Here is a 14723-nt window from a genome sequence, read left to right as displayed (position 1 = left end):
GATTAAAGTGGGATGAAAGACGAACGGTATGATTAAAGGGAGAATTGAGTGAACCAAATTGAATGTGTCATGTTCGATTGCGACGGCACCCTGGTAGACAGCGAAGTCCTGTGCTGCCAGGCATACGTGGTGATGTTTGCCCATTACGGTATTCACCTGTCGCTGGAAGAGATGATTAAGCGTTTTAAAGGGGTGAAACTGAATGAAATAGTCGCGTTGGTCAGTCAAGAGAATGGCCTGGATGAATCAATAGAAACTCTGGAAAAATTCTACCGCGCCGAGGTCGCTCGTTTATTCGATGCCGAATTGCAGCCTATTGATGGCGTAAAAGCGCTGTTGGAGCAAATCACCGTGCCGGTCTGCGTAGTCTCTAACGGGCCGGTGAGCAAAATGCAGCACTCTCTTGGCCTGACCGGGTTGCTATCATTCTTTGATACCCGCCTCTATAGTGGCTATGACATTCAGCGCTGGAAGCCTGATCCGGCACTAATTTATCATGCGGCAAAAGAGATGCATGTCGCGGCCGAGCACTGCATTTTAGTTGAAGACTCTGCCGCCGGCACCCATGCCGGAATAGCCGCAGGGATACCGGTGTATTACTACTGCGCCGACCCGCATAACCAGCCCATTCACCACCCATTGGTCACTATGTTTGATGATATGCATCAACTGCCCGATTTATGGCGTGACAGAGGTTGGCAGATCACGCGTAATTAACTTACCGATAATGCAGGTTTATTACGCCACCAGCGCCATGACCGTTTAATGGCGCTTTGATTTTTAATGGTATTTTTCGGGCTGAAACGGCGATTAAGGCCATTTGCCAGCAAGTCCAGCGTCAGACATAAAACAAAATAAACCAACGCGACAAACAAGAACACTTCCATCGGGTAAACCATGCTGCGGTTATTAACCTGAGTGGCCAAAAATGTCAGTTCATTCACCCCAACGATATAAGCCAATGAGGTATCCTTTATCAATGAAATCCATTGATTAATAAAGGATGGCACCATCATGCGTAAGGCTTGCGGTAAAACGACAAACCACAAAACCTGCCAGCGATTGAACCCCAATGACAAACCCGCCTGCCACTGACCTGCACCGATGGCGATAATTCCCGCTTTCACCGCATGAGCCAAATACGCCGATGCAATCAGTGCCAATGCGCACACCACCGTGGTGATTTCCGGAATATCCACACCAAATACCATCGGTAGCAGGAAATAAGTCCAGAAAATCAACATAATCACAGGAATAGCGCGGAAAAACCCTAAAACTGCCGCCAAAACCCCCGCCCAAACCCCACGGGACATCGCCAACGCCACGCCCAGCGCCGTGCCTAAAATTGCCGAAGCCACCCCAGCCAACAGACTGATCAGCAACGTTAATGCCGCCCCACCTAATGGGCCATCAGGGAAAGTACCCCATAACAGATAAGTCCAGTTATCGGAGATAATGGTAAAATCCATCTCAGAACCCCTTAGCAGCGGTTCGCTGCTGACGCCACATGCCCCAAGCCTCAATCAACGCAATAATCGCGATATACAACACCGTCGCGACACCAAAAGCCTGAAATGTTCTTAGCGTTTCGGTTTCAACCTGACGAGAGGCATAAGAAAGCTCAGCCACCCCAATAGCCATTGCTAACGACGAGTTTTTAATAATATTCATATATTGGCCCAGTAACGGCGGCATTGCTATCTTCAACGCCTGCGGCAACACCACATGGCGCATGGCCTGCCATCCCGTCAACCCCAATGCATGGGCAGCATACTTTTGCCCCTTCGCCACCCCGCTTATCCCCGCGCGCAACTCTTCAGCAATAAATGCCGTGGAATAACAGGTCAACCCGATAAAACCAGCTAAAAACTCAAAAGAGGGCCAACTGAGGGTCAAGCCGAAAAATGTTATCTCATGGGGAGTATTAAGCCAGGGTATCCAGGATGCGGGCAGTAACTGGCTGGCAGCGAAATACCAAAAAAACAGTTGGATCAGCAGCGGCGTGTTGCGAAATAGCGTGCTGTAACCTATCGCAAGCCATTGCAGCCCGTTGAGCTCACTGTCTCTGGCGGCAGCCAGCAAAAAACCTAATAATGTCGAGGCCACCACTGTGCAGGCAGAAATCCACAACGTCAGTAGAAAACCGTGCCACAGCCAGCCGAGATATTGCGGAGCCAGCAGCCAATCAGTGAGATGATGTAGATTCATATATCCTGATACCCATACCTGCTTAAAAGCAAACAGCCCTGCATCATAACAATGCAGGGCTTTGGTGTTTTCAACATCACATTGAATTACGCTTTAGGCTGTTGATCTAATGGCGCAAACTTAAACTCACCACGAGGTTGAGCGGCTTTGGTTTCTGGCCCGAACCAGCGGTTATAAATTTTTGCCGCTTCGCCATCCTTTTCCAGTTTAACCAGGGTTTCATTCACTTGGGTGGTTAAACGATCTTCGCCTTTAGGAATACCCACACCTTGATACTCTTTGGTAATGCTAAAGGGTGAGATTTCAAAATCTGCTTTTTGAGCCTCAGGCAGGTTACCCAACAGACCGACGAGTTTTGCATCATCTTGCGTGATAGCTTGAACATTGCCATTGCGCAGAGCGGTAAATGCTACTGGGGTATCATCGTAGGAAATGACTTTCGCGGTTGGATAATGCTCACGCAGGGTAATTTCCTGAACGGTTCCTTTATCAGCACCGATGCGTAATTTACCGATATCTTCTGGCGTTTTTAACACGCCTTTATGCGCAATAAATTTCTGGCCGGTGGCGAAATACGGCAAGCTGAAGTTCACTTCTTTAGCGCGATCGTCAGTAATGGTGAAGTTGGCAGCAATCAAATCCACTTTTTTGGATATCAGCAGCGGTATACGGTTAGCCGGATTGGTTGCCCGCAGCTCCACTTTAACCCCTAAATCCTGGGCGATAGCATTGGCGATATCCACGTCATATCCCACCAGTTTTTTAGTCTGCGGATCGATATAACCAAACGGTGGGTTACTGTCAAAAACAGCAATTCGCACCACACCAGCTTGCTTGATATCGTCCAGTTTATCAGCATGAGCTGCGCCAGAAAGCGTAGCCAGGCACGCTAGCAGCGTTAATACGATTGCGCTTTTTTGAGTGGAAAGAGACGGCTTCATAGAAAGCTCCTAAGGTAATTGAGGTCTTGCGATATCGATAAACTATCAATTTGCCGTTAGGTCAGGAAATAATATAAAACACTATATTTATAACTAATTAGTCTCAGTGAATGAGTCTCATTATATTGATAATAAATAACTATTTAAGGAAGGTCGGTGCAAAGGAGAGGGGGAAACACGCAAACCGCCCCCAATCACACCTTAACCTTCGGTATGATTGGGGTAGAAGAAGTTATTTTTCAGTCTTATTGGAAAGCAGATTTTCTAAATCATCGCCACCCAGATGGCGGAAATCCTGCCCTTTGACGAAATAAAAGATAAATTCACAGATATTCTGGCAGCGATCCCCGATACGCTCAATGGAACGCGCGCAAAATAGCGCCGTCAGCACACTGGGAATAGTTCGCGGATCTTCCATCATATAGGTCATCAATTGGCGCACGATGCCTTCATATTCCTGATCGACCTTCTTATCTTCACGATAGATGCGGATAGCTTCGTCCAAATCCATGCGGGCAAAGGCGTCCAGCACATCATGCAGCATCTGCACCGTGTGGCGGCCCAAAGACTCCAGGCTAACCAACAAGGGCTGATGCTGATGAGAGAACTTCTCCAGCGCGGTACGGCAGATTTTATCCGCCACATCACCAATGCGCTCCAGCTCAGAAATGGTCTTGATAATCGCCATCACCAAACGCAAATCACTGGCCGTTGGCTGACGTTTGGCAATGATGCGCACGCAGGCTTCATCAATCGCCACTTCCATCATATTGACCTTTTTATCACCGGCAATGACCTGTTTCGCCAACTCACCGTCCTGATTATGCATCGCGGTGATAGCGTCAGACAGTTGTTGTTCCACCAGCCCGCCCATCGTTAGCACTTGGGTGCGGATATGTTCAAGTTCCGCATTGAACTGGCCGGAAATATGTTTATTAAGATTTAAGTTATCCATAATACTTCCCGTACATGTAAATAGGCAAAATTACTATATACCCTAAATAATTCGAGTTGCAGGAAGGCGGCAATTGAGCGAATCCCCAGGAGCTTACTCAAGTAAGTGACTGGGGTGAACGAAAGCAGCCAACGCACATGCAGCTTGAAGTATGACGGGGATAGGCCCTTCAGCCATAACGACCAGTAATATAATCTTCCGTCTGTTTCTGCTGTGGCGCGGTAAACAGGGTATCGGTATCACTGTATTCAATTAACTCGCCCAGATACATAAATGCAGTGTGATCTGAACAGCGGGCCGCTTGTTGCATATTGTGCGTCACAATCACCACGGTGTAGTCTGACTTCAACTCGCTGATTAGCTCTTCAATGCGACCAGTCGAGATAGGATCAAGTGCCGAACAAGGCTCATCAAGCAGCAATACATCCGGGCGGATAGCAATACCACGAGCAATACACAGGCGCTGCTGCTGCCCACCCGACAAGCTATAACCGCTCTGATGCAGCTTATCTTTGGTTTCATTCCACAAAGCCGCTTTGGTCAATGCCCATTGCACGCGTTCATCCATATCGGCGCGAGACAAATTCTCAAACAACTTAACGCCAAAAGCGATGTTATCGTAAATAGACATCGGGAATGGCGTCGGTTTTTGGAAAACCATGCCCACTTTGGCCCGTAGTAATGCAATATCTTGTTTATCGGTCAGGATATTTTTCCCATCCAGTAAGATATCGCCTTCCGCACGCTGATCCGGATACAACTGATACATTTTATTGAATGTACGCAGCAACGTAGATTTACCGCACCCCGATGGCCCGATGAATGCGGTGACCTGATTTTTGGCAATATCCAGCGAAATATTCTTCAGCGCATGGAATTTGCCATAGTAGAAGTTCAGATCACGAACCTGGATTTTGCTGTTGTTGATGTCAGTAGCCATACTCATCAAGACTTCTCTCTTTTAGCCAATGCCGCCGTAGCCGCATTTTGAAATTTGTTGGCAATCAGTATTTTCTGCGCTAATCGCTGTTTTTTTTCAGCCGATCAATACTTTTTCTTTGCGAAAATAACCCGAGCCAGAATATTCAGTAACAGAACACACAGGGTTATCAACAGCACCCCGGCCCAAGCCAGTTGCTGCCATTCGGCAAACGGACTCATGGCAAATTTAAAGATGGTGACTGGTAAGTTGGCGATAGGCTGACTCAGGTCGGTGCTCCAGAACTGATTGGAGAGCGAGGTAAACAGCAGCGGTGCCGTTTCACCGGCAATACGTGCCACCGCCAGCAAAATACCGGTCAAAATACCGGAGATAGACGCTTTTAGCGTAATAGCCGATATCATGCGCCATTTCGGTGTCCCCAGTGCATAAGCCGCTTCACGCAGGCTATCAGGCACCAGTTTCAGCATATTTTCGGTGGTACGGATAACAATCGGCACTTGTAATAATGCCAATGCAATCACCCCAGCCCAACCGGAGAAGTGCTCCATCTTGGTAACCACGATGGTGTAAACAAACAAGCCGACAACGATAGATGGTGCTGATAACAAGATGTCATTAATAAAGCGGGTAATTTCCGCCAGCCAGGATTTACGGCCATATTCCGCCAGATAAATCCCCGCCATGATACCCAGTGGCGTACCAATGACGGTTGCCCATAAGATTAACAAACCACTGCCCGCAATGGCGTTTGCCAAGCCACCACCCGCGGTATTAGGTGGCGGTGTCATCTCGGTAAACAGCGCCAAAGACATACCGTCGATACCTTTGGTGACGGTAGAAAATAAAATCCACACTAACCAGAACAGGCCGAACGCCATCGTTACCATTGAAAGTATCAAGGCGATACGGTTCTTTTGGCGACGCCATGCTTGCTTTTTACGGCGGGTTTCCAGCAGCGTTGCATCACTTTGCATATCCATAGTCGCCATCTTAGCGCCCCTCTTTCTTAGCCAGACGCAAAATCATTAACTTTGATATTGCCAGCACGATAAAGGTGATAACGAACAGGATTAACCCCAATTCCATCAATGCTGCGGTATGTAAACCAGATTCCGCTTCAGCAAACTCATTCGCCAGCGCAGAGGTAATACTGTTGCCCGGCATAAACAGCGAGAAGCTGTCGAGCTGGTAGGTATTACCGATGATAAAGGTCACCGCCATCGTTTCACCCAAAGCGCGACCCAACCCCAACATCACGCCGCCGATAACACCATTTTTGGTGTAAGGCAGCACAATACGCCAGATCACTTCCCAGGTGGTGCAGCCGATACCGTAGGCTGACTCTTTCATCATTACCGGCGTTTGTTCAAATACATCGCGCATCACCGCTGCAATGTAAGGAATAATCATGATTGCCAGAATGATGCCAGCAGCCAGAATACCGATACCGAATGCCGGGCCGGAAAACAGCACACCAACAATCGGGATGCCAGACATCACGTTACCAACCGGTTCTTGGAAATAGCGGGCAAACAGTGGGGCGAAGACGAAAAGCCCCCACATCCCGTAAACAATACTTGGGATAGCGGCCAGCAATTCAATCGCAACACCCAGCGGGCGTTTTAGCCAGTTCGGGGCCAGTTCAGTCAGGAACAGGGCAATACCAAAACTGACTGGAACGGCAATAAGCAGGGCGATAACAGAGGTGACAATGGTGCCGTAAATCGGCACTAATGCACCAAACTGTTCAGCCGGGGCATCCCACTCTTTGGTCCACAGGAAGGCCCAACCAAATTTCTCAATGCTTGGCCAGGAAGCAACAATCAATGAGATGATAATGCCACCTAGCAGAAATAGCGTAATCAGCGCAGCCAGTTTAACCAGCGCACTGAAAATGATGTCACCGTATTTACTCGGTGCTTTGGTAGTCGGCTTATTCGCAGCCATAGACTCTCTTCTCATCCTACCGTCATACTTCAAGCTGCATGTCCGTTAGCTGCTTTCGCTCACCCCAGTCACTTACTTGAGTAAGCTCCTGGGGATTTGCTCAGTTGCCGCTTTCCTGCAACTCGAATTATTTAGGGTATATATTGAATCAATATTTTATAAATCACAGCTTGCCCGTAAATCAGAAGATTGGCTTACCGCTATTGTCTTTAATCTGAGTTTTCCAGGCAGCTCGAACCTGCTCAACCACTTCTTTTGGTAATGTGGCGTAGTCCAGAGCACTGGCTTGTTCAGCGCCATTTTTGTATGCCCAATCAAAGAACTTCAGGACTTCAGTGCCTTTATCCGCATTTTTCTGTTCTTTATGCACCAGAATAAAGGTGGTAGAGGTGATTGGCCAAACATCATCACCTTGCTGATTGGTTAAGTCTTGCGCGAAGGTTTTACTCCAGTCCACACCCTTAGCCGCAGCGCTAAAGCTTTGCTCTGTAGGGCTGACCGGTTTGCCATCGGCTGAAACCAGTTTGGTGTAAGCCAGGTTATTTTGTTTGGCGTAAGCGTATTCTACATAGCCAATGGAGCCTGGTAGACGCTGTACAAATGCGGCGATACCGTCATTACCTTTGCCACCCAAACCGGTTGGCCAGTTAACTGTAGAACCCGCACCCACTTTCTCTTTCCACTGCGCATTCACTTTAGCCAGATAGCTGGTGAATACGAATGAAGTACCTGAACCATCAGCACGGCGCACCACGGCAATATTTTGATCTGGCAATTTTACGCCCGGATTCAGCTTCACAATCGCCGGGTCATTCCATTTTTTCACATTGCCCAGATAAATATCACCCAGTATTTTACCGTCTAAGGTCAGCTCACCGGACTTAATACCTGGGATATTCACTGCTAATACCACACCACCAATCACCGTCGGAAATTGGAACAGGCCATCAGCAGCCAGTTTTTCGTCGGTCAATGGCGCATCAGAAGCACCGAAATCCACAGTATTGGCAATAATTTGTTTCACGCCACCTGAAGAACCGATCCCTTGATAGTTAACTTTGTTACCTGTTTCTTTCTGATAAGAATCTGCCCACTTGGCATACACCGGCGCGGGGAATGTCGCACCTGCACCTGTCAGGCTAGCAGCAGCGAACGCGGACACAGTGGTCATAGATAAAGTCGCTGCCACAATGCTGGCTACGGTGGTACGCATCAGTTTCATAATCCCTCCTAATGGGATATTAGAATTAACTCTAAAATTTTTCATCAGATTAAGTATGGTGCAGGAGAGAAAATAGGACAGTTTAATGACAGAAAAATGTACGAAATATGACAGTTATATGACAATCAAAAAAACAGAGGCATTCTGAGTCGAGAAAGATAGGACGAGACACTCTCTGTCGAATCACAACTTCCGGTATTGCTCACTCAGAGGCGATTCATCGTAAAGCTTAAAAAATATTGGCAGCAGAAATACTGTTTATGAAAGAAATTTGCAGATACTTGAAATATCTTTAGCTAGAGACTACGCAGATCTATACTTAAACATGGAATGAAATTTAATATGAACATATCTGAAATTTTAATAAAATACACCTTCCCAAAAATAGTTCAATCTGTAGAAGAACAAGGGAAGTTCACCAAGAAAAGTGCTACCGAGTTAAGTGCAGTTCTTAAATCACTGGGCAGTTCAACTCTAAAATTTTCGTGCGATGATGATAAGAAGTATTTACAAAAAGAATTGATCAGTATAAAAAAATACTATGGTTACAGGATTCTAACTCTTACATATCAAAACAAATGCCACTAGATGACTTACATTACAAAATATTAAATTCATAATTAACCGAAATTAAAAATAAACAGAGTAATTAATAAAAATAACTATAAAAATCATTAAACAAATAACCTACCATTATTAATGGTAGGTTATTTGTTATATATCAATACAGATTAAATCTGATCAGCATCAAAATCAGCTACTCAACTGTGACCGATTTTGCCAGGTTACGTGGCTGATCCACATCCGTACCTTTGATAAGCGCGACATGGTAAGACAGCAACTGTAGCGGCACGGTGTAGAAGATAGGGGCAATAATCTCTTCTACATGTGGTAACTGAATGATTTTCATACCTTCGCTATCAGTGAAACCTGCATCTTGATCAGCGAATACATACAGTAAACCACCACGGGCGCGCACTTCTTCAATGTTGGATTTCAGTTTTTCCAACAATTCGTTATTGGGTGCGACCACGATGACCGGCATGTCAGCATCAATCAAAGCCAATGGGCCGTGTTTCAATTCACCCGCAGCATAAGCTTCGGCATGAATATAAGAGATCTCTTTCAGTTTCAGCGCACCTTCCATCGCAATCGGGTATTGATCACCACGACCAAGGAACAATGCATTGTGCTTATCAGAGAAACCTTCAGCAAGCGCTTCAATAGTTTTATCCAGAGACAGCATCTGCTCAATGCGCGCAGGCAGTGCCTGTAATGCATGAACAATGTCGTGCTCCAGGCTAGCATCCGCCCCTTTTAGCTTCCCAATACGCCCCACCAGCATCAGTAAAACTGCAAGTTGAGTGGTAAAAGCTTTGGTTGAGGCCACACCAATCTCAGTACCGGCTTTGGTCATTAAGGCCAAATCTGATTCACGCACCAGTGAAGAACCGGCGACGTTACAAATGGCCAGCGAACCTAAATAGCCAAGCTCTTTCGATAAACGCAGAGCAGCCAGCGTATCCGCAGTTTCACCCGATTGTGACAAGGTGATAAGCAGGCTATTAGGGCGCACAGCAGATTTGCGGTAGCGGAATTCAGAGGCGATTTCTACGTCACAAGGCACACCGGCTAATGACTCAAACCAATAGCGTGAAACCATACCTGAGTTGTAAGACGTACCGCAGGCAATGATTTGGATATGTTGCACATCCGCCAGCAGAGCATCAGCCTTAGGGCCAAGCTCCGACAAATCAATCGCCCCGTGGTTTAAACGCCCTTCCAGGGTATTTTTAATTGCCATTGGTTGTTCATAAATCTCTTTCTGCATGTAATGGCGGTAAATACCTTTATCACCGGCATCGTATTGCACCTGAGATTCGATTTCAGGGCGCTCAATCGCATTGCCCTGCTTATCAAAAATAGCGATACTACGACGCGTCACTTCAACCACATCCCCTTCTTCCAGGAAGATAAAGCGGCGGGTGACAGGTAACAGAGCCAGTTGGTCGGAGGCGATAAAGTTTTCACCCACACCACAACCAATCACCAACGGGCTACCAGAACGAGCAGCGACCAAGCGGCTTGGATCACGGCTATCCATCACCACAGTGCCGTACGCGCCACGCAATTGCGGGATCACACGCTTAACCACATCCAGCAAAGACCCGCCTTGCTGCTGCTCCCAGTGCACCAGGTGAGCAATAACTTCGGTATCAGTTTGAGAACTGAAACGGTAGCCACGGCCAATCAATAACTCACGTAACGGTTCGTAGTTTTCGATGATGCCGTTGTGTACCACTGAGATATAGTCAGAAACATGAGGGTGCGCATTGTCCTCGGATGGTTCACCATGAGTCGCCCAACGGGTATGGGCAATCCCAGTACCGCCGTGTAAGGCGTGGTTTTCCGCCGCATCAGACAGCGCTTGTACTTTACCCACGCGACGTAAACGCGTCAGATTACCTTCAGCATCAACCACGGCTAAACCGGCTGAGTCATAGCCACGGTATTCAAGACGACGTAAACCTTCGATCAGAATCTCAGCGATATCACGCTGCGCTACTGCGCCAACAATTCCACACATCTGTTTTATTCCTATATAAGGTTCTTTTAGAACCTTGTCGATGTCAGTGACCTGATTTTCCGGATGTTCCGGGTTCCCCGAGCCTGTAGAGTTGGGGATTATTATGTTTTGTTCTGTGCTCTCAGCAAAAATATAGATGCCGAAAACACAGGGCAAAACATCCCTTCAATGCGGAATAACTAACGTTGAAGGGACTGTTTTATGTATTATTTTTTCTTAACCGGACGCTGCCATCCTTGAATATGGACTTGCTTAACACGGCTAAGCACTAACTCGTTTTCAGCGATATCTCGGGTGACCGTTGTCCCTGCGGCAATCGTCGCGCCGCTTGCAACAGTGACAGGAGCCACCAGTTGAGTATCAGACCCGACAAAGACATCATCGCCAATAATCGTTTTAAACTTATTAGCTCCATCATAGTTGCATGTTATCGTCCCTGCGCCGATATTCACGCCAGAGCCAATCTCAGCATCACCTAAGTAGGAGAGATGACCAGCTTTAGAGCCTTTACCCAAGCGGGCTTTCTTGATCTCAACAAAGTTACCGACATGCGCGCCTTCAGCTAATTCCGCACCTGGTCGCAGGCGGGCAAATGGCCCAACAGTACAACCAGCATCCAAACGAGAATCTTCTAATACACTGTATGGGCTGATTTCGGAATCATCACCAATCACACAGTTTTTGAGAACACACCCAGTTCCAATACGAACTCGATCACCTAAAGTCACATGGCCTTCAATGATGACATTGGTATCAATAGTGATGTCACGGCCATGTGTTAATTCTCCGCGCAAATCAAAGCGCGCTGGGTCCAGCAACATCACCCCAGCCAGCAAAAGTTTCTCAGCTTGCTCTGACTGATAAACGCGTTCAAGAGCGGCTAATTGCAGCCGGTTATTGACACCTTCAACCTCACTCAGACGAGCGGGATGCACCGTAGCTATCTTCTTACCATCGGCATGAGCCAGCGCGATAATATCGGTAATATAAAACTCACCCTGAGCATTGTTGTTATCCAGCAGTGATAACCAACGCTTTAAATCGCGCCCGTTAGCCACCAGAATCCCAGTGTTGACTTCATTAATCTCACGCTGCGCATCGCTGGCATCTTTATGCTCAACAATCCCGACGACATCGCCATTTTCACGCACAATGCGGCCATAACCACTAGGGTTATCCAGCTTCACCGTCAATAAACCAATCCCACCTTGTGGTTTGGCTGCTAGCAGGCGTTGCAAGGTATCTACAGAGATTAACGGCACATCGCCGTATAACATTAAAACATCTTCATCATCAGCAAAGTGCGGTGCGGCTTGTTGCATTGCGTGTCCGGTACCCAGTTGCTCTGCTTGCAGTACCCAGTTAAGGGAGGGATCGGATAATATTTTTTGCAGCAACTCGCCGCCATGCCCATAAACCAGATGAACATTTTGCGCACCCAGCTTCATGGCCGCATCAATCACATGCTGAACCATTGGCTTACCTGCCAGTGGGTGTAACACCTTAGGAAGGTCGGAATACATACGTGTCCCCTTACCTGCGGCAAGGATGACTACACTCATTGAGCTGTTAGACATAAGCAACCTGATAACTCCAATTTAATAGACGGAAGTAAACCTGTTTAGTGGAATAATTACTACATATTTCTCAGCGAAAAACTTACGCAGCCCGCGTGGTTACAGGCTTGTAGCAACTTGCCCTGTAGTGAAAAAATGCAGTGAAAAGTGTCGGCGATCGGCGACGTTTTCTGACCTTTCTTTATAAAAAACATTCATTCGTTAACGCTATTAACCACTTATTTTACGACAAGAAACAAGGTTTTTCAGAAACAAACGTGTTGAATAGTTTAGCGGGGGCTTAACTAAACAGCGTAAAAGCGGATTAAGGGGTAAAAAAAGGGTGAGTTCCGTTTTGGGAACAGGTCACTATCTGGCTTATAGGTAAAAAAAATGCCAATCAGTATTCTGACTGGCATTCTGTTTTTATAAAATAACATTATAAATCAATGAGTTTACTCATCAGACACAAACAACCCAGCGGCCTAAAAAAATAAACTCACCTCATATAAAATTACATCGCCTTCCTGGTTAACTCGATTACGCGTAATTTCGCAATCGCCTTAGCCAATTCAGCGGATGCCTGAGCATAGTCGACATCGCCGTGGGAGTTATTGATATGATCTTCTGCTTTACGCTTAGATTCCAGCGCCTTAGCTTCGTCCAGATCAGTTCCACGAATAGCAGTGTCTGCCAATACGATCACAACACTCGGTTGCACCTCAAGGATGCCGCCAGAAAGATAAATAAACTCTTCCTCACCGAACTGTTTCACGATACGTATCATGCCAGGCTTAATGGCAGTGAGTAGTGGGGCGTGACCTGGGAAAATCCCAAGTTCACCTTCACTACCCGTCACCTGAATTTTTTGTACCACGCCAGAGAACATTTTTTTCTCTGCGCTCACAACATCCAGATGGTAAGTCATTGCAGCCATGTCACCCTCCAGTCAACAGCGTTACAGTTTCTTGGCTTTTTCCACTGCTTCTTCAATGGTGCCAACCATGTAGAACGCCTGCTCCGGCAAGTGGTCATAGTCGCCGTTCATGATGCCTTTGAAACCACGAATGGTATCTTTCAGCGAAACGAACTTGCCCGGTGAACCGGTAAAGACTTCTGCCACGAAGAACGGTTGAGACAGGAAGCGCTGAATTTTACGCGCACGGGATACCACCAGTTTGTCATCTTCTGACAACTCGTCCATACCCAAGATTGCGATGATGTCTTTCAGCTCCTGATAACGTTGCAGAATAGACTGCACGCCACGCGCTACATCGTAATGCTCCTGACCAACAACCAGCGGATCAAGCTGACGGCTGGTGGAGTCAAGCGGGTCAACCGCCGGGTAAATACCCAGAGAGGCGATTTGACGGCTCAGAACGACGGTTGCATCCAAGTGAGCAAAGGTGGTTGCTGGAGAGGGGTCAGTCAAGTCATCCGCTGGCACGTAAACGGCCTGAACAGAGGTGATTGAACCCGTCTTGGTGGACGTAATACGTTCCTGCAACACACCCATCTCTTCTGCCAGTGTTGGCTGATAGCCTACCGCAGATGGCATACGACCTAGCAGTGCGGATACTTCCGTACCGGCCAAGGTATAACGATAGATGTTATCGATGAACAACAGTACGTCACGACCTTCATCACGGAATTTCTCCGCCATTGTCAGGCCGGTCAGTGCAACGCGCAGACGGTTACCCGGTGGCTCATTCATCTGGCCATAAACCAGGGAAACTTTGTCCAGAACGTTGGAGTCAGTCATCTCGTGGTAGAAGTCGTTACCCTCACGAGTACGCTCACCCACGCCAGCAAATACAGAATAACCTGAGTGCTCAATCGCAATGTTACGAATCAGCTCCATCATGTTTACTGTTTTACCCACACCCGCACCGCCGAACAGACCCACTTTACCGCCCTTAGCGAACGGGCAGATCAAGTCCATGACTTTGATACCGGTTTCTAACAAATCTTGCGAGCTGGCAAGCTCTTCGTAAGAAGGCGCTTCACGGTGGATTGCCCAACGCTCTTCTTCACCGATTGGGCCTTTCATGTCGATTGGATCACCCAATACGTTCATGATACGGCCCAGAGTTGATTTACCAACCGGCACTTCAATTGGGTGTTCCAGGTTGATGACTTTCAACCCGCGGCTCAGACCATCGGAAGAGCCCATTGCGATACAACGAACAACACCACCACCCAGCTGTTGCTGAACTTCCAGCACCAGCTTGGAAGCGGTGCCTTCAACCTCAAGGGCGTTGTACACTTTTGGTACAGCGTCTTGGGGGAATTCGACGTCCACTACGGCGCCGATTACCTGGATAATCTTTCCAGTAGCCATCTTGAATCCTCTACGTAATACGT

At 47.3% G+C, this 14723-nt stretch carries 13 protein-coding genes; 1 reads left to right on the top strand and 12 read right to left on the bottom strand.

The window, feature by feature from the left end:
- Positions 1 to 48 precede the first annotated feature (48 nt).
- Complete coding sequence (gene yieH / locus AT01_RS12340; RefSeq protein ID WP_042547354.1) at positions 49 to 717, top strand: 6-phosphogluconate phosphatase; 669 nt, start codon at positions 49 to 51, stop codon at positions 715 to 717.
- Here the strand turns inward: yieH and AT01_RS12335 are convergent.
- The 12 genes from AT01_RS12335 to atpD all read right to left on the bottom strand — a co-directional run bounded on the left by AT01_RS12335 (position 714) and on the right by atpD (position 14700).
- Positions 714 to 1469, bottom strand: a complete 756-nt coding sequence (locus tag AT01_RS12335) for an amino acid ABC transporter permease (protein WP_042547353.1) — start codon at positions 1467 to 1469, stop codon at positions 714 to 716. The genes yieH and AT01_RS12335 overlap by 4 nt on opposite strands.
- 1 nt (position 1470) lies before the next feature.
- A complete protein-coding gene (locus AT01_RS12330; RefSeq protein ID WP_042547352.1) occupies positions 1471 to 2208 on the bottom strand; it encodes an amino acid ABC transporter permease in 738 nt (245 codons plus the stop codon).
- Positions 2209 to 2294: 86 nt separating this feature from the next.
- Positions 2295 to 3149 (bottom strand): ABC transporter substrate-binding protein, encoded by an 855-nt coding sequence (locus tag AT01_RS12325; RefSeq protein ID WP_042547351.1) that lies wholly within the window; start codon positions 3147 to 3149, stop codon positions 2295 to 2297.
- Positions 3150 to 3381: 232 nt separating this feature from the next.
- Positions 3382 to 4104 carry a phosphate signaling complex protein PhoU gene (phoU, locus tag AT01_RS12320; RefSeq protein ID WP_004703887.1) on the bottom strand — a complete coding sequence of 241 codons (723 nt, stop codon included), beginning with the start codon at positions 4102 to 4104 and terminating at the stop codon, positions 3382 to 3384.
- A 169-nt stretch (positions 4105 to 4273) separates the two neighbouring features.
- On the bottom strand, positions 4274 to 5050 hold the full coding sequence (gene pstB, locus AT01_RS12315) for a phosphate ABC transporter ATP-binding protein PstB (protein ID WP_004703886.1): 777 nt from the start codon (positions 5048 to 5050) through the stop codon (positions 4274 to 4276).
- A 98-nt stretch (positions 5051 to 5148) separates the two neighbouring features.
- On the bottom strand, positions 5149 to 6036 hold the full coding sequence (gene pstA, locus AT01_RS12310) for a phosphate ABC transporter permease PstA (protein ID WP_042547350.1): 888 nt from the start codon (positions 6034 to 6036) through the stop codon (positions 5149 to 5151).
- Position 6037: 1 nt separating this feature from the next.
- Positions 6038 to 6994, bottom strand: a complete 957-nt coding sequence (pstC, locus tag AT01_RS12305; protein WP_004703884.1) for a phosphate ABC transporter permease PstC — start codon at positions 6992 to 6994, stop codon at positions 6038 to 6040.
- 181 nt (positions 6995 to 7175) lie between these two features.
- Positions 7176 to 8216 (bottom strand): phosphate ABC transporter substrate-binding protein PstS, encoded by a 1041-nt coding sequence (gene pstS / locus AT01_RS12300; protein ID WP_004703883.1) that lies wholly within the window; start codon positions 8214 to 8216, stop codon positions 7176 to 7178.
- 757 nt (positions 8217 to 8973) lie between these two features.
- A complete protein-coding gene (glmS, locus tag AT01_RS12290; RefSeq protein ID WP_042547349.1) occupies positions 8974 to 10803 on the bottom strand; it encodes a glutamine--fructose-6-phosphate transaminase (isomerizing) in 1830 nt (609 codons plus the stop codon).
- Positions 10804 to 11009: 206 nt separating this feature from the next.
- The gene (glmU, locus tag AT01_RS12285; protein ID WP_042547348.1) at positions 11010 to 12380 is read right to left on the bottom strand and encodes a bifunctional UDP-N-acetylglucosamine diphosphorylase/glucosamine-1-phosphate N-acetyltransferase GlmU; all 1371 of its coding nucleotides are present in this window, start codon (positions 12378 to 12380) and stop codon (positions 11010 to 11012) included.
- A 493-nt stretch (positions 12381 to 12873) separates the two neighbouring features.
- Entirely contained in the window at positions 12874 to 13296 is a 423-nt protein-coding gene (locus AT01_RS12280) for a F0F1 ATP synthase subunit epsilon (protein WP_004393020.1), read from the bottom strand.
- A 21-nt stretch (positions 13297 to 13317) separates the two neighbouring features.
- Positions 13318 to 14700, bottom strand: a complete 1383-nt coding sequence (atpD, locus tag AT01_RS12275; RefSeq protein WP_042547347.1) for a F0F1 ATP synthase subunit beta — start codon at positions 14698 to 14700, stop codon at positions 13318 to 13320.
- Positions 14701 to 14723 lie beyond the last annotated feature (23 nt).

Source organism: Yersinia aldovae 670-83 (assembly GCF_000834395.1).
GTDB lineage: Bacteria > Pseudomonadota > Gammaproteobacteria > Enterobacterales > Enterobacteriaceae > Yersinia > Yersinia aldovae.
Note: the sequence above shows the minus strand (reverse complement) of the source record. Positions and strands in the feature narration are given on the sequence as shown.